At 67.1% G+C, this 15,531-nt stretch carries 17 protein-coding genes; 6 read left to right on the forward strand and 11 right to left on the reverse strand.

Annotation, left to right across the window (positions count from 1 at the left end):
* The first annotated feature begins 2 nt into the window (after positions 1–2).
* Together AB4Z01_RS06395 and AB4Z01_RS06400 are read left to right on the forward strand one after the other, a co-directional pair.
* Entirely contained in the window at positions 3–1,430 is a 1,428-nt protein-coding gene (locus AB4Z01_RS06395) for an efflux transporter outer membrane subunit (protein ID WP_441691756.1), read from the forward strand.
* A 123-nt stretch (positions 1,431–1,553) separates the two neighbouring features.
* Positions 1,554–2,654, forward strand: a complete 1,101-nt coding sequence (locus AB4Z01_RS06400; protein WP_441691758.1) for a helix-turn-helix transcriptional regulator — start codon at positions 1,554–1,556, stop codon at positions 2,652–2,654.
* 92 nt (positions 2,655–2,746) lie between these two features.
* Here AB4Z01_RS06400 and AB4Z01_RS06405 read toward each other — a convergent pair whose 3' ends face one another.
* The 4 genes from AB4Z01_RS06405 to AB4Z01_RS06420 form a co-directional block, all read right to left on the reverse strand.
* Positions 2,747–3,355: a hypothetical protein gene (locus AB4Z01_RS06405; protein WP_441691759.1), complete on the reverse strand. Its 609-nt coding sequence runs from the start codon at positions 3,353–3,355 to the stop codon at positions 2,747–2,749.
* A 96-nt stretch (positions 3,356–3,451) separates the two neighbouring features.
* A complete protein-coding gene (locus AB4Z01_RS06410) occupies positions 3,452–4,126 on the reverse strand; it encodes an O-methyltransferase (protein ID WP_441691760.1) in 675 nt (224 codons plus the stop codon).
* Positions 4,123–5,586, reverse strand: coding sequence for a dihydropyrimidinase (gene hydA / locus AB4Z01_RS06415; RefSeq protein ID WP_441691761.1), 1,464 nt, complete (start codon positions 5,584–5,586; stop codon positions 4,123–4,125). The genes AB4Z01_RS06410 and hydA overlap by 4 nt, the downstream gene beginning before the upstream one ends.
* A 233-nt stretch (positions 5,587–5,819) precedes the next feature.
* Positions 5,820–6,425, reverse strand: coding sequence for a LexA family transcriptional regulator (locus tag AB4Z01_RS06420; protein WP_429228298.1), 606 nt, complete (start codon positions 6,423–6,425; stop codon positions 5,820–5,822).
* Between the two features lie 82 nt (positions 6,426–6,507).
* Between AB4Z01_RS06420 and AB4Z01_RS06425 the strand changes: the two genes are divergently transcribed.
* The 3 genes from AB4Z01_RS06425 to AB4Z01_RS06435 are packed head-to-tail and all read left to right on the forward strand — an operon-like array spanning position 6,508 to position 7,189.
* The gene (locus AB4Z01_RS06425) at positions 6,508–6,774 is read left to right on the forward strand and encodes a hypothetical protein (RefSeq protein ID WP_441691764.1); all 267 of its coding nucleotides are present in this window, start codon (positions 6,508–6,510) and stop codon (positions 6,772–6,774) included.
* Positions 6,771–6,986 (forward strand): hypothetical protein, encoded by a 216-nt coding sequence (locus AB4Z01_RS06430; RefSeq protein WP_441691766.1) that lies wholly within the window; start codon positions 6,771–6,773, stop codon positions 6,984–6,986. The genes AB4Z01_RS06425 and AB4Z01_RS06430 overlap by 4 nt, the downstream gene beginning before the upstream one ends.
* Positions 6,986–7,189, forward strand: a complete 204-nt coding sequence (locus AB4Z01_RS06435) for a hypothetical protein (protein WP_441691767.1) — start codon at positions 6,986–6,988, stop codon at positions 7,187–7,189. Before AB4Z01_RS06430 ends, AB4Z01_RS06435 begins: the two co-directional genes overlap by 1 nt.
* 35 nt (positions 7,190–7,224) lie before the next feature.
* On the opposite strand, the gene AB4Z01_RS06440 is transcribed toward AB4Z01_RS06435, so the two are convergent.
* The 7 genes from AB4Z01_RS06440 to AB4Z01_RS06470 form a co-directional block, all read right to left on the reverse strand.
* Positions 7,225–7,698: a VOC family protein gene (locus AB4Z01_RS06440; RefSeq protein ID WP_441691769.1), complete on the reverse strand. Its 474-nt coding sequence runs from the start codon at positions 7,696–7,698 to the stop codon at positions 7,225–7,227.
* Positions 7,699–7,818: 120 nt separating this feature from the next.
* Complete coding sequence (locus AB4Z01_RS06445) at positions 7,819–9,492, reverse strand: DEAD/DEAH box helicase (protein ID WP_441691771.1); 1,674 nt, start codon at positions 9,490–9,492, stop codon at positions 7,819–7,821.
* A 280-nt stretch (positions 9,493–9,772) separates the two neighbouring features.
* Positions 9,773–11,011 (reverse strand): IS256 family transposase, encoded by a 1,239-nt coding sequence (locus tag AB4Z01_RS06450; protein WP_441691772.1) that lies wholly within the window; start codon positions 11,009–11,011, stop codon positions 9,773–9,775.
* A 277-nt stretch (positions 11,012–11,288) separates the two neighbouring features.
* Positions 11,289–11,639 (reverse strand): DUF1330 domain-containing protein, encoded by a 351-nt coding sequence (locus AB4Z01_RS06455; RefSeq protein ID WP_441691774.1) that lies wholly within the window; start codon positions 11,637–11,639, stop codon positions 11,289–11,291.
* Positions 11,640–11,686: 47 nt separating this feature from the next.
* Positions 11,687–12,781: an NADH:flavin oxidoreductase gene (locus AB4Z01_RS06460; RefSeq protein WP_441691776.1), complete on the reverse strand. Its 1,095-nt coding sequence runs from the start codon at positions 12,779–12,781 to the stop codon at positions 11,687–11,689.
* Between the two features lie 137 nt (positions 12,782–12,918).
* A complete protein-coding gene (locus AB4Z01_RS06465; protein WP_441691777.1) occupies positions 12,919–13,698 on the reverse strand; it encodes an SDR family NAD(P)-dependent oxidoreductase in 780 nt (259 codons plus the stop codon).
* Positions 13,699–13,771: 73 nt separating this feature from the next.
* Complete coding sequence (locus AB4Z01_RS06470) at positions 13,772–14,791, reverse strand: AEC family transporter (RefSeq protein ID WP_441691778.1); 1,020 nt, start codon at positions 14,789–14,791, stop codon at positions 13,772–13,774.
* 330 nt (positions 14,792–15,121) lie between these two features.
* On the opposite strand from AB4Z01_RS06470, the gene AB4Z01_RS06475 reads away from it, so the two are divergent.
* The coding region (locus AB4Z01_RS06475) for an alpha/beta fold hydrolase (RefSeq protein WP_441691780.1) at positions 15,122–15,531 on the forward strand (410 nt) is incomplete at its 3' end.

The raw sequence follows: 15,531 nt of genomic DNA on the forward strand, positions 1-15,531 counted from the left end.
CCATGCCGATCCGCTTCCACCACCCTCTCGCGGCGGTCCTGACCGTCGCCCTGCTGGCCGGCTGCGCCGGGCCGGAGGACGACAGGCCCGCCCTCGACATCCCGGGCGGCTGGAAGGCCGAGGGGCCGGCCGGCACCACCTGGCCGGAGACGGGCTGGTGGCGCAGCTTCGGCTCACCCCAGCTCGACGGGCTGATCCGCACCGCCCAGCAGAACAATCAGGATATCGGCGCGGCCGTCGCCCGGGTGCTGCAGGCCGATGCCCAGGCGCGGATCGCCGGCGCGCCGCTGCTGCCCAGCGTCGGCGCCACCGGCGACGCGTCGCACTCGGTCTCGCCGGAGCGCACCAGCAGCCTCGGCATCGGCTCCAGCCGGACGATCAGCGACCAGTTCTCGGCCGAGCTCTCGGCCAGCTACGAGATCGACCTCTGGGGCAAGAACCGGGCGGCGCTGCAATCGGCGCAGGCTTCGGCGCTGGCCAGCCGCTACGACCGCGACACCGTCGCCCTGACCGTCACCTCCAGCACCGCCACCACCTATGTGCAGGTGCTGGAGTTCCAGGACCGGCTGGCGATCGCGCGCGACAACCTGGCCAACGCCCAGCAGGTGCTGAACGTGGTGCTGGCGCAGGAGAGTGCGGGCGCGGCCTCGGCGCTCGACGTGGCGCAGCAGCGCACGGTTGTGGCGCAGCAGAAGGCGGCGATCCCACCGCTGGAGCAGCAGCGCCAGCAGACCGAGACCACCCTGGCCCTGCTGCTGGGCGAGCCGCCGGAGCGGCTGTCGCTGCAGCGCCAGTCGCTCGACGACCTCAAGATCCCGGTGGTGGCCGCGGGCCTCCCGTCCTCGCTGCTGGACCGCCGGCCGGACATCCAGAACGCCGATGCCCAGCTGCTCGCCGCCCGGTTCAATGCGAAGGAGGCGAAGGCGCAGCTGTTCCCATCGATCCAGCTGACCGGCTCAGGCGGGGTCCAGAGCGCGGCGCTCGGCACCCTGTTCAACTCCGCCAACACGCTCTACAGCCTCGCCGCCTCGCTGACCCAGCCGATCTTCGAGGGCGGCGCCCTGCGCGGCCAGGTCCAGCTCACCGAGGCGCAGTACCAGGAGCTGGGGCAGACCTATGTCAAGTCCGTGCTGGCCGCCTTCGGCGATGTCGAGAACGCGCTGATCGCGACGCAGCAGACCGGGCTGGCTTATCGGGCGCAGCAGGAGGTGGTGGCCCAGGCGCGCGAGGCGTTCCGCCTGTCGGACGCGCAGTACCGGGCCGGCGCCGTGGACCTGCTGACCGTGCTGAACGCGCAGCAGAGCTACTTCTCCGCCCGCGACCAGCTGGTCCAGGCCAAGTCGGAGCGGTTGCAGGCCGCAGTCGCCCTGTACAAGGCGCTGGGCGGCGGCTGGTCCGTGGGCTCGGCGAAGGTAGCCGCCGGCAGCTGAGCGAGAATTTCGGCTCGCCCGAAGAGGGCTGCAGTGCCGCCCGGAATCCGCCATCTTGCCGGCCGACGCTCTTCTGCATTGTGGCATCCGGGCAGGGGAGGCGGGTTGGCTGAGGCGGATCGCGTGGCCGTCCTGATCGACGGCATCTATGCGGCGCTGGTCGGAGAGATCGGCTGGGACCTGTTCCTGCGGGAGGTCGCGACCTGCCTGCCGAACGGCAAGGCGACGCTGTTCTTTCACGATCTCGACAGCGGCAGCGGTGCGTTCTCGGTGAATATGGGCTTCTCGGCCGACGCCGTGGCTGCCTATGGCAGCCATTTCAGCCGGGTGAATCCGTGGATGCGGGCGGCGGCGCAGCGCCCGGTCGGCCTGGCGGTGCGGGCGGAGCAGATGCTACCGCGCCATGACCTGCTGCGCACCGAATTCTACGCCGATTATCTGCAGCCGCACGGCCTGGGCACCGCCGTCGGGGTCACGGTGTACCAGGAGGAGCGCTGCAACTTCATGCTCAGCGTGCTGGGGGCGGAGGCGGACGACGCCACGGTGGACGCCGCCCGCGCGCTGCTCGGCCAGCTGGCGCCGCATCTACGCCGGGTCTTCGCCTATTACCGCCGCTCGCCCCAGGCCGGTGCCACCCTGCAGGACGGCCTCTCGGTGCTCGACCTGCTCGGCATCGGCATGATCCTGGTCGCGCCGGACCGGCGGGTCCGCCACCACAACCAGGCGGCGGAGGCCCTGATCGCCGCCGGCGGCGCGATCGACCAGGACGGGGAGGGGCGCCTTCGCTTTGCCTCGCCCGAGGTGACCGGCGCCCTCGACCGCGCCTTGGGAACGATCCGCCTGGGCCTGTCGCGCGGCCTGCTCGACACCCAGCTGCTGCGGCGCGACGGTGGCCGCGCGCCGCTGCGGGTCCGCTTCGTGCAGCTCGACCAATCCTCGGCCCAGGTGTTCTTCGCCGGCGCCGCGGCGATGGTGCTGATCGAAGACCCGGCGATCTCCTCCGCCGCCGCCCGGATCGAGAGCGCCCGCGCCGCCTATGGCCTGACCGCGGCGGAGCTGCGCGTGGCGCGGCGCCTGATCGAAGGCCTGACCCCGGCCGAGATCGCCGCGGTCGACGGCGTCTCGCCGCTGACCGTGCGCAGCCAGTTGAAGAGCATCTTCGCCAAGACCGACACCCGCCGCCAGGCCGAGGTGGTGCGGAAGCTGTCGGCCGGGGTGTTGTAGGAGGAGGGATCGGCCTGAGAGATTACTACCAAAGCGCATCCGCATCCGTCGAGCCCGCGTTGCGCATCAAATAGGAACTCGTGAACCGTCGATTAGTTTAGATCTGTCTTTTTAATTTCGTAAGATTTTTTTGAATTTGGAAATATAAGATATTTTTGTTCGTCATCATCCCATCGGCGATATATAAAGGATTTATCTGACACTGCGACTATTTGTCTTAGTGCTTCTTGTGCGGTGTTTTTGTCAACGCCTTTTACTCTAAATTTATAGTATAATATTGACCAGGCTATGGCATATTGCCCCATATCTAGGGCGTCTGTAGATCCAAATATTATGGCAGGTTTGTTCTTTTGGCTTCGGAATGAATCCCCTATGCCAGAAGATGCGCCACAGCAAGAAGACATAATTAATGTAAATGGATGCTTTATGATTTGAAAGGCGTCAGAGAAATTTTTCCATCCCAACCTAGTGTCATCTGCGAGTGCAATTCCTATTTCATCTCCATGGCATGATAAATGGACAATATCAAATTCTTTTTGCGATGCTTCTTCGATTGATTTATGAAAGTGATCTTCATCAAGAACATATCTTAATTCATGGTCTATTCCGATAGTTTTCAGGAGGCTTGAGACGGAATCTCCATCAAGATTTTTATTATAGAAATCTACAGGATAGCTTGATTCTATAATCATAGTTTTCATCTTTGCCTCATTTTGCAAAATTTTTGATCGGCAAAATGTCTTATGGATCGTATTCTAGACTTGTAGATCCGCTTGGTGTGGAGGAGAGCGGGCGCTTCAACTCTCCCCCGCCTCCCTCTTGCGGGCCAAAGCCACGCCGTCGCCGATCGGGATGAGCGAGAAATCGACCCGGCTGTCGTCGCGCAGCATAGCGTTGACCCGGCGGATCGCCTCGGTGCCCGCCGACCGGTCGCTCGGGTCTGCCACCCGGCCGCTCCACAGCGCGTTGTCGACCAGCAGCAGGCCGCCCGGGCGCAGCAGGCCGATCGCGGCCTCGGCATAGGCCGGGTAGTTGTCCTTGTCGGCGTCGACGAAGACCATGTCGACGGTCCCCGCCCAGTCCGCGCGCGTCAGCTCTTCGAGCGTGTCGAGGGCCGGCTGCAGGCGGAGCTCGATGCGGTCGGCGACGCCGGCCTCCTGCCAGTAGCGCCGGGCGACCGAGGTCCATTCGGCGCTGACATCACAGCACAGCAGCCGCGCTTCCGGCGGCAGCGCCAGCATCACCGCCAGCGCGCTGTAGCCGGTGAAGGTGCCGATCTCGATCAGCCGGCGGGCGCCGATCAGCCGGGCCAGCAGGGCCATGAACTGGCCCTGCTCCGGCGTGATCTGCATCCCGGCCTGCCCGGCCGCGACCCGGCGCGTCTCCTGCCGCAGCCGGGCCAGGATCTCCGGCTCGCGCAGCGAGGCGTCGATCAGGTATTTCTGAAGTGCGTCGTCGAGGCCGATGCTCATGGCGTCACATGCACGCTGGGGTTGCGCTGCACCGGCACCGGCCGGCGCAGCTCGTTGCGGATCCTCATCGCCTCGAACACCGGGGCGGTGCCGGGGCGCGGCACGAAGCGGCCTTCGCCGCGCTGGACCTTCAGCTCCTTATTCTCCCACACCACCTTGCCCTGGCTCAGGGTGATGACGGGCAGGCCGCGCACCTCCATGCCCTCGAACACATTGACCTCGATGTTCGAATGCTGGGTGGCGGCGCTGATCGTCTTGGTCGCGGCCGGGTCCCAGACCACCAGGTCGGCGTCGGCGCCGGGCGCGATCACGCCCTTCTGCGGGTAGAGGTTGAAGATCTTCGCGGCGTTGGCCGAGGTGGCGGCGACGAACTCGCTCGGGGTCAGCCGGCCGGTGTTGACGCCATGGGTCCACAGCACCGCCATGCGGTCCTCGATGCCGCCGGTGCCGTTCGGGATCAGGGTGAAGTCATCGATCCCCATCCGCTTCTGCTCGGTGCGGAAGGCGCAATGGTCGGTGGCGACGACCTGCAGGCTGCCGGCGGTCAGCCCGTCCCACAGCGACTTCTGATGGTCCTTGGAGCGGAAGGGCGGGCTCATCACCCGGGCGGCGGCATAGGCCCAGTCCTTGTTGCGGTACTCGCTCTCGTCCAGGGTCAGGTGCTGGATCAGCGGCTCGCCATAGACGCGCTGGCCGTTGGCGCGGGCGCGGGCGATCGCCTCATGCGCCTCGCGGCAGGAGGTGTGGACGATGTAGAGCGGCACGCCGGCGGCGCCGGCGATCATGATGGCGCGGTTGGCGGCCTCGCCCTCGACCTCCGGGGGGCGCGACAGGGCGTGACCCTCCGGCCCGGTGATGCCGGCCTCGAGCAGCGCCTTCTGCAGCAGCCAGACGATGTCGCCGTTCTCGGCATGCACCATCGGCAAGGCGCCGATCTCGCGGCAGCGGGTGAAGCTGTGCATCAGCACGTCGTCATCGACCATCAGGGCGTTCTTGTACGCCATGAAGTGCTTGAAGCTGTTGACCCCGTGCTCGGCCACCAGCGTGCCCATCTCCTCCCGCACCTGGTCGGACCACCAGGTGATGGCGACGTGCAGCGACCAGTCGGACACGGCCTTCTCGCCCCATTCGCGCCACTGGCGATAGCCGTCGAGCAGGCTCTGCTGCGGGCCGGGGATGCAGAAGTCGATGATCATGGTGGTGCCGCCGGACAGCGCCGCGGCGGTGCCGGTGTAGTAGTCGTCGGCGGCCACCGTGCCCATGAACGGGAACTGCATATGGGTGTGCGGGTCAATGCCGCCCGGCAGCAGATAGCTGCCCGAGGCGTCGATCACCCGGGCGCCGGTCGGGGCGGCGAGGTCGGGGCCGACGGCGACGATCCTGCCGTCGTCGCAGATCACATCGGCGCGGAAGCTGCGGTCGGCGTTCACCACCGTGCCGCCCTTGAGTGCGATCGTCATGGCCGGCGCTCTCCTCTTGTCGCGTGCCTTGTTCCCTGTCGACGGGGAGAGTGGGACGGATCGCGAGGCGAGGCAAGATCGATCCTGACCATTTGGTCAGGCGGCGGCCGATACAAAAAGGCCGGGACCCGAAGGTCCCGGCGAGGTCAGGGAGGAAAGCGGCTCACGCGGAGCCGATGAATACGTTACGTATCATCAATTGAGGTGTCAACACGAATCGTATCGTTTCCGGATCAGTCCCGCATCACCCATTTGACCGGCACCGCCCATTCGATCGCGACGTCGGAGATCAGGGGCGCGTTGTAGCTGAACAGGGTGAAGAAGCCGGGGCCGCTGCCGCGCATCAGGATTTTGACGAAGGTCCGGCCATCGGCCAGGCGGATCACGCATTCCCGGCCGATCAGCTGGTCCGGGTCGGCCCGGACGTTGCGGTAATAGATGACGTCGCGATCGCGGAAGGCGGGGGCCATCGAATCGCCGCGGACGATCACGGCAACGGTGTGCTCGTCGGCCGCCGGCGGGGCGTCGGCCTCGTCGATCCGCTCGGTCGACTGGTCGCCCTCGAACATGTGGATCTCGGCGCCGGCGCCGACATGGCCGACCACCGGCACCATCGGCCGCAGGCCTGCCGGGGCACCTTCGCCGGTGAGCAGCCAGGCCTCGGAGACGCCGAAGGCGGCGGCATAGCGGCCGGCGGCGTCACGGCGCAGGCCGCGCAGCCCGGATTCATGGGCGCGGTAGGTGATCGGGCTCCAGCCGAAGGCGCGGGCGGCGTCCGCAGCGGTCTCGTGACCGGCCTTGGTCCGTGCCAGCACGAGGCGTTGATGCGGTTCCAGCATGAAGGGCATTTAGCACGTTTTGTAACCTGATGACAATTCGTTTCGTATTGCGTTAACTAGATACGAAACGTATCGTCATGACATGGAAAACACGATCACCAGCTTCGATGACCTGTTCACTCGCTGGCCGAGGCAGGGTCATCTCTCCACCGATCTCGGCGTCACGCCGCAGCATCTGCGGATGATGCGGGTGCGCCGGTCGGTCCCGGTGCGCTTCTGGCCCCGCTTCGTCGCCGCCGCCTCCCGGCGCGGCATCGCCGGCGTCGACTACGACCTGCTGGTCCGGCTGCATATCCCGGAGGGAACGGCCGTGACCCTGCCACCATCCTGTCATGGAGACCACATATGAGCACCCTGCCGACCCTCAACCAGATCGAGGGCATGCCGATCGCCGCCGTCGCGGCGCTGCCGGCCGAAGCGCTGGCACAGCTGGTCGACGACCTGGTCGTCCTGGTCGAGCACAGCCGCAGGCTGCAGGCGGTGATCGCCACCGCGCTGGCCCTGCGCAGCGGCCGGCCGGCTGTGCGGGTCATCGGCCGCGAGGTCGAGGGGTGGCTGTGATGAGCGAGCCACGCAGCAGCCTGTCGCGCCACCAGCGGCCTTCGCCGGCGCAGGTGGAACAACTGCGTCGCATGCGGGTCGCGGCCTGGCACGCCCAGGGCGTCGTCGTGATCCGGCCCGAGGAGGTGGAGGACGACTGGATCCGCCAGGCGATCGTGAACGAGGCCGACCGCCTTTACGGCAAGCGGACGAAGGAGGAGTGAGGATCGCGGCCGCGCGCCATCGGACGGATCAGGAGCTAAGCCTTGCCGCCGAACAGCGCCTCGGCCCGCCGCCTCATCTCCTCTGGCGGCACGTCCTCGATATGGCTGGAGATGCTCCAGACATGGCCGAAGGGATCGACCACCGTGCCCAGCCGGTCGCCGTAGAACTGGTCGGCGACCGGTCGTGCCAGGGTGGCGCCGGCGGCCAGGGCCCGCTCCACCACCGCGTCGACATCCTCGACATAGAGATGCAGCGAGACGGGAGTGCCGCCGATCGCGGTCGGGCTGGACCAGCCCGTCTCCGGCATCTCGTCGGCCAGCATGATCAGGCTGCCGCCGATCGTCAGCTCGGCATGGCCGATGGTCCCGCCCGGCGCGCCCATGCGCAGCCGCTCGGCGGCGCCGAAGGCGGTGCGGTAGAAGTCGATCGCCGCAGCGGCGCCGCGGACGATCAGATAGGGGGTGACGGTCGGGTAGCCGTCCGGAATCGGCTTCACCTGTGCGGCCATGGCCTCCTCCCTGAGATGATCACGGCGCGTTCGGTCGCGCCCTGCGATCGATCATACAGAATGCGCGTGTGGACGGGCAGGGATGCAAGCGTGCCGAAGGACAGCCGGCCGCTCAGGCGCTCAGGGCCGCGGCGGCTTCGTGCGCGGTGCCGGGGGCTTCGGGGCGGGGCGGTGGGGACGGTCTTCCTCGATCCGGATGTGCCGGTCCTGCGCGTCCGGCCGGCGGATCGAGGAGGCGAAGCGGCCGGCGGCATGGCGGGCGACCTCGACCCGGCTCTGCCGCTCGGCGATCTCGATCCGGCCGATCTCGGCCTTGGTGACATGGCCGCGGCGGCACAGGAAGGGCAGCAGCCAACGCGGATCGGCATTGTTGGCGCGGCCGACATTCAGCCGGAACCAGACCGATTCACCGTCACCCTCGCGGGCCGGGCCGCCCTCCCGGGCGGGACGGGGCGGGCGCCGGTCGGCCGCGGCGGACCGCTCCGGTGGCGGCGACAATTCCTCGGGTGCGGGAAGCAGGCTGCGATGCAGGCGGACCAGGGCGACGGCGAGATCCTCCGCGCTGCGCTCGGCCAACAGGGCGCGAGCGCCGGCCAGATCCTCCTCCGTCGCCGGCTCGGCCAGGATGGTCTCCTGGGCCAACCGTGCCTGGTCGCGGGCGCGGATCTCGTCCGCTGCCGGCGGCGGCGACCAGACCGCCTCAATCCGGGCGGCGCCGAGCAGCCTTTCGGCCTGGTGGCGGCGGTTGTACGGCACCAGCACGACGCTGACACCCTTGCGCCCGGCCCGGCCGGTGCGGCCGCTGCGATGCTGCAGGACCTGTGCGTCATGCGGCAGCTCGGCATGGATGACCAGGCCGAGATCCGGCAGGTCGAGCCCGCGGGCCGCGACATCGGTGGCGACGCAGACCCGCGCCCGGCCATCGCGCAGCGCCTGCAGCGCGCGGTTGCGCTCGACCTGGCTCAGCTCGCCCGACAGCGCCGCGACGGCGAAGCCGCGCTCCAGCAGATTGCCCTGCAGCCGGCGGACCGCCTCGCGGGTCGAGCAGAACACGATGGCGCCGCGCGCCTCGAAGAAGCGCAGGATGTTGACCACGGCGCGCTCCACCTCATGCGGCGCGACCTGCATCGCCCGGTACTCGATGTCGCGGTGCGGCTCGTCGCGCGACGACATGGCGATGCGCTGCGCGTCACGCTGAAAGCGCCGGGCGAGGGCGATGATCTCCTTCGGCAGCGTGGCCGAGAACAGCAGGGTCCGGCGCTCCGCCGGGGCGGCGTCGAGGATCGCCTCGAGATCCTCGCGGAAGCCGAGGTCGAGCATCTCGTCGGCCTCGTCCAGCACCACGGCGCGCAAGGCCGAGAGGTCGAGCTGGCCGCGCTCGATATGGTCGCGCAGGCGCCCGGGCGTGCCGACGACGATGTGGCAGCCGGCGGCCAACAGGCGCTGCTCGCGCCGGGCGTCCATGCCGCCGACGCAGGCGAGGACGCGGCCTCCCGCCGGCTGGTACAGCCACTCCAGCTCGCGCTGCACCTGCAGCGCCAGCTCGCGGGTCGGGGCGATCACCAGGGCGAGCGGCGCCCCGGCAGGCCCGAGCCGCTCGGCATCGCCGAGCAGCGTGCCGCCGAGGGCCAGGCCATAGGCCACGGTCTTGCCTGACCCGGTCTGGGCCGAGACCAGCAGGTCGCGGTCGGCGTTCTCGGATTGCAGCACGGCGGCCTGGACCGGCGTGGGTTCGGCATAGCCGCGCTCGGACAGGGCGCGCAGCAGGCTGGCGGGGGCGGGAGAGAAAGGCATGTCGCACTAGACCCTTGTTTCGAGCCGTGGCGGACACTGCTCCTGATGGGGATCCCGACCTTCCGAAATGCCCTGGGACGACCACGCATCGCTGCGGGCCGGTCCAACGGCGGGAGATCTCTGGATCATCGCGCGCATCGATACGCGAACCGAGCGCCGCGCACAAGGGCAGGGCTGTCAGCGGCAGGGCAGCGAACTCAAGTTACAGGTGATCGTGTCCCCGGGAGTGGAGTAGGAGCGGCGAGGTGATCACCGCGCTCTCCGGCGTGGGCCGGGTTGGTCAGGCAGCCATGATAGGCAGGCTGACGAGGGGATCATCGCCGATGGCGGCGACGCTTTCCAGGGTCATGTAGCGGCAGCGCTGGACGGCCCATTCGTCGTTCTGTTCGAGGAGCAAGGCGCCGACGAGGCGGAGGATGGCGGCCTCGTTGGGGAAGATGCCGACGACCTCGTTGCGGCGCTTGATCTCGCCGTTGAGGCGTTCCAGCGGGTTGGTGGAGTGGATCTTGGACCAGTGGTCCTTGGGGAACCCCATGTAGGCCAGGACGTCGGTCTCGGCCTGGTCCATGAAGGTGGCGAGCTTGGGCAGCTTGGGTCGGAGCTGATCGGCGACCTTGCGCCACTGGGTTTGGCCGGCGCCGGCATCCTCCTGGGCGAAGGCAGTGGCGATGAAGGCCGAGACCACCCGGCGGCCGCTCTTGCCGGCATGGGCGAGTGCGTTGCGCATGAAGTGGACTCGGCAGCGCTGCCAGGTGGCGGTCAGCACCCGGGCGGCGGCGGCCTTCAGCCCCTCATGCGCGTCGGAGATCACCAGCTCGACGCCACGCAGGCCGCGCCGGGCGAGGCTGCGCAGGAACTCGGTCCAGAAGGTCTCGGCCTCGGACGGGTCGACGTCCAGGCCAAGCACCTCGCGCCGTCCATCGGTGTTGGCGCCGACAGCCACGATCACTGCGACCGAGATGATCCGGCCGGCTTGACGGACCTTCACGTAGGTGGCGTCGATCCACAGATACGGCCAGTCGCCCTCGATCGGGCGGGTCAGGAAGGCCTGGACCTTCTCGTCGATCTCCTCGCACAGCCGGCTCACCTGGCTCTTCGACATCCCCGAGCCGCCCATGGCACGGACCAGCTCATCCACCGAGCGGGTCGAGATCCCTTGCACGTAGGCTTCCTGGATCACCGCCGCCAGCGCCTTCTCAGCCAGACGCCGCGGCTCCAGGAAACCGGGGAAGTAGCTGCCCGTCCGCAGCTTCGGGATGCGCAGTTCCACCGTCCCCGCCCGGGTCTCCCAGTCCCGCTCGCGGTAGCCGTTGCGCTGCGCCTGACGCTCCGGGCTCTTCTCGCCGAAGCCCGCGCCGGTCTTCGCCGTCACCTCCAGCTCCATCAGCCGCTGCGCCGCGAACCCGACCTTCCTTCGCCCGCCGAAGCGGGCTTCGCGAAGGCGGGTCATCTCCCGCAGCAGATCGGCGTCAGCGCTCTTCTCCATCAGCCCACGCAGGGCCATCATGTCCTCGGTCATCTTCGGTTCCTTCGGTTCCAGGTTGGTGTCAGCAACCAGACCCTACCGGAGAACCGCAGATGACCACCGCTATGGATAAGTAGCCCGCCGCCGCCGGACTCTCGGCGGTCGCTGCGACGGGCTACTTATCCACAGCTCCTACACCACTCGGGGGGACACGACCTTCTGATGTGGGAGGAACCGTCCGGGAGACTTGGTGCGGCGGCGGCAGGGGTGTCGGCATGGGTTTCCCGCTCGCGTCGCTTGTCAGACGCCGCGAGCGGGAAAGGCAACCGGCTCAGCCGCCTTGGATGGCGCGTCGTACTTCGCCGGCAAAGCCCTTGATGGTGAAACCCTCAGGAATCTCGTCGATCAGGATGATGTCGGAGATCGCATTGTTAATGCGAAGCGGCCTGATCGCCGTATATTCGGGGGAGTTATACCAAGTCGTTGCGGCCTCTCGGTTCGGGAACTCTATGAGGACGACAGATCCCGGCCAAGCGCCTTCGACGACGTCGCCAGGACCTTGGGCGAGCCACTTGCCGCCATAGGGTGCGACGGTCGCCTCAACCTGCTCCAGGTAGCTGAGGCCGTCACTGTTCGGAACGTCGCCGGGTATGCGCAGGTGGTTGATTAGATAGGTTTTCATACTTCCAATTCCTTCTGGTTGCGGCACGGAACCGCGGGGGAGGCAGATCAAACGAGGGAGGCGAACTGAGCCTTGTCGAACGGCAGGAGGGTGTCGAGCTGGCCCGAGCGTATTTTTTTCGGCCAGGCCGGATCGCTCAGTAGGGCGCGACCCACGGCGATAAGGTCGAACTCATCCGCGCTGAGCCGCTTGAGCAGATTGTCGAGCGTGCCGACCGGCGCCCCCGTCGACTGGCCTCGGAGCTGCTCGATGAAGTCGGCGCCGGCAAGACCCACCGAGCCTACGCTGATTGTCGCACGGCCCGTCAGCTTGCGTGTCCATCCGGCTAGGTTTAGGTTGGTTTCCGGAAACTCAGGCTTCCAGAAGCGCCGCGTCGATGCGTGAAATATATCGACACCAGCGTCGGCAATGGGTGCCAGTAGCTGCTCCAGCGCCTCGGGCGTTTCCGCCAGCCGGGCGCCATAATCCTGCTGTTTCCACTGCGAATAGCGGAAAATCATGGGGAAATCGGTGCCGATTGCCTCGCGAACGGCGCGTACGACCTCAACCGCGAAGCGAGTTCGTTCGATCGCATCGCCGCCATAGATATCTGTACGTGTGTTGGAGCCTGCCCAGAGAAACTGGTCGATGAGATAGCCGTGTGCGCCGTGCAGTTCGATTGCATCGAAGCCGAGAGCACGCGCGGCCGCCGCGGCCCGTGCGAACGCGTCAATCGTGTCGGCAATGTCCGAATCGCTCATCCCGTGGAAGTCAGCGGTCGCATCGACAGGCCCTTCCGATGGGGCGTCGGGATGCGGGCCGGTGCCGGGGTCGCGAGCAATGCCCTGATGCCAGAGCTGCGGCGCGATCTGTCCGCCGGCCRCATGCACTTCGGACACGACCCGTCCCCAGCCCTCGAGGCTATCGGACGCATGGAAGTTGGGTATGGCTGCGTCATTCGAGGCGGCAGGACGTCCGATCGTCGTGCCTTCGGTGATGATAAGTCCCACCCCTCCCTCGGCGCGGCGGCGATAATAGTCCGCGACCTCTTGTGTAGGGACGCCGGCCGGGCTGAACCGTCGCGTCATCGGGGCCATAACGATCCGGTTCGGCAAGTCGAGGGAGCCGAGCCGAAACGGGCGAAACAGGGGGGTGACGTCCATAATCATATCCCTATCATGAGATTCTTGCGGTCCCCGCGCCGGTGCCGTCCGGCCGAGGCTGACGGTCAGACTCGATGTGCGCGGCCCTGCTTCGACGTCCCAGGCCCTGAGAATCCGATGCCGATCGGATGCGCCGGTCAGAGGGCCATGCCGCCCGAAACCTCGATCCGCTGGGCATTCACCCACCGGTGATCCTCTGACAGCAGGGACGCAATCATGGGGCCGATATCTTCCGGCAACCCGGTCCGCCCGAGAGCCGTCATGTCCGCCACCCGCTTGTTCAGCTCGGGATTGTCCCGAACCATCCCGCCGCTGAAATCGGTCGCAATGGCGCCAGGTGCGACCGTGTTGACGGCGATCCGCCGCGGCCCCAGTTCCTTCGCCATGTATCTGGTCAGCACCTCGACCGCCCCCTTCATCGACGCATAGGCACCGCTGCCCGGTATCGTGATGCGGGTCAGCCCGGTCGATATGTTCACGATGCGCCCGCCGTCATTGATGAGCGGCAGCAGCGTCTGGGTGAGAAAAAAGACGCCCTTGAAATGGACATTGTAGAGCGCGTCGAGTTCGTCCTCGGTCGTGCTCTCGAACGCGTTGTGGTGGGATATGCCGGCGTTGTTCACGAGGTAGTCGAACCGCTGCGCGCCAAGATCGGTGAGGGCGGCCGTGAGGTTCGGCCCGAACGCGCCGAACGATCCGATCCTGCCGGTGTCGAGCTGCAGCGCCAAGGCCTTGCTGCCGGCTTCCGCGGCGAGTTCGACGACCTTGTCTGCCTCTGCCCTGCTGGTGTTGTAGGTGAAGACGGACTCGACCCCGCGCTCGGCGAGATTTAGGACAATCGAGCGGCCCAGGCCCCGGCTGCCGCCTGTGACGACCGCGATTTTCCGAGGGCCGGCCAAAGTCATGGTGCTGGTCATCTTTGCACACTCCTTCTTGGATGATGGTGCATGACGATGCAGGTGCAACGCTGTGGTTCGACGGAGATCCGCGCTACTGCGGGAAGAGCACGGCGATGGCGATTGCCATCGTCACGATGCTGAACACGGTGCTGGCGATGACCATGGATCCGGCTGTCGCTGAGTCCAGGCGGTAGTTCACGGCGAACAGTATCCCGAAGAACCCCGATGGCACCGCCGCCAGCAGGATGGCCACCTTCGCGGTTTCGGCCGAGACCGGCAGGATGAACACGACCGCGGCGGTCAGCAGCGGCCGGATGATGTCGGCCGCTCCGGTCGCCCTGACGACCTTCCAATCCAGCCGGAAGGACTGGCCCGACAGGACCAGGCCGGTGAGGAACAGCGCAACGCCGGCGGCCGCATTCCCGATCAGCAGCAGGCAGGCGTCGACGACGGGGCCGAGCTTCAGCTGTAACAGCGAGAGTRCGATGCCGAGCACCGGCGCCAGGACCACGGGCTTGGTCAGTGCGCGCCGCAGGGCTCGGAGGATCCGAAGGGTCACCGGTTCGGCAGCCGCGCCGTCTTTCCCCCCATAGATCTCGAGGAGGACCAGCGTGAGCGGACTGACGAGGATGGAGCCGGCTGCCAATGTGACGGCGACCGGAACGGTTCCGGTCGGGCCGAGCACCGCGGACACGATGGGAAGCCCGACGCCCGCGAGGTTCGGAAAGGCGATCGTCAGGGCCTGGAGCGCAGCGTCCTCCTTGCCGATCTTGGAGGATGCGTGCTGACGGAAATACCACGCCAGGTACAGCAGCAGCATGACCCCGCCGGAGATCGCGAAGAGCGGCGCCTGCGCCAGCATCTCGTTTCGTGGCGCCGATGCCGTCGCCGCAAACACGGATGCCGGCAGGGCGAAGTCCATCACCAGCTTGTTCAGGCTGTCGACCTGATGATTTTCGACGATGTGCGTTCGTCCGGCGGCATAGCCCAGCCCCATCACGAAGAACACCGGCGCCAGCGCCAGCAGGATTGCGTCCGACATCATGGGAACGGCCTCCACCTGCGGATGACCGGGACGATGTGCGGGCACCTCGCCGCGCAATCCGCCCATGTCATCGGTCAAAGGCTAAGGGCAAGGCCGCGCGCCGCTCCATCGCACATTCGATCGTCGGTGCTCCGTGTTCGTAGAGCAGAGCCTATACCTAGGTCTTGGGCGATAGTCTGAACCGACAGTTTTCGTTTGCCTTGCGGCGATGACGATCCGGTCCGCGGCACTATACCAAAGTATTTAGTCGGCGACCGGAATGCACGGTTCCGACAGCCCTCCTGTAGAATGGAGGCAGGGCCGGGGTCCGCCGTACCGTCCATCTCGTGGTCCCGACGACGCTTCTGCCAGGTCGCTCGGAGACCACTCCCGATACTCAAAGATCGAGGTGGTCTCATGTCCGCGTTCCACAGCAAGCGCATCCTCCTGCTGGCCTCGCTGCTGGCCTCCGTCGCCCCCGCCGCCGCATCGGCCGCGCCCGCCGCGCCGATCAAGAACATCGTGCTGGTGCACGGCGCCTGGGTCGACGCCTCCGGCTGGAAGCCGGTCTACGACATCCTGACCAGGGACGGCTTCCACGTGACCATGGTGCAGCAGCCGCTGACCAGCCTGGCGGACGACGTCGCCGCCACCAAGCGGGTCCTCGACCAGCAGGACGGGCCGACCGTCCTGGTGGCCCACAGCTATGGCGGGTCGATCATCACCGAAGCCGGCGAGGACCCGCATGTCGCCGCCCTGGTCTATGTCGCGGCCCATGCGCCCGATGTCGGCGAGGACGAAGCCGCCCTCGGCAAGAAGACGCCGAG

Origin of the sequence: Inquilinus sp. YAF38 (genome assembly GCF_052113205.1) — a bacterium.
GTDB lineage: Bacteria > Pseudomonadota > Alphaproteobacteria > DSM-16000 > Inquilinaceae > Inquilinus.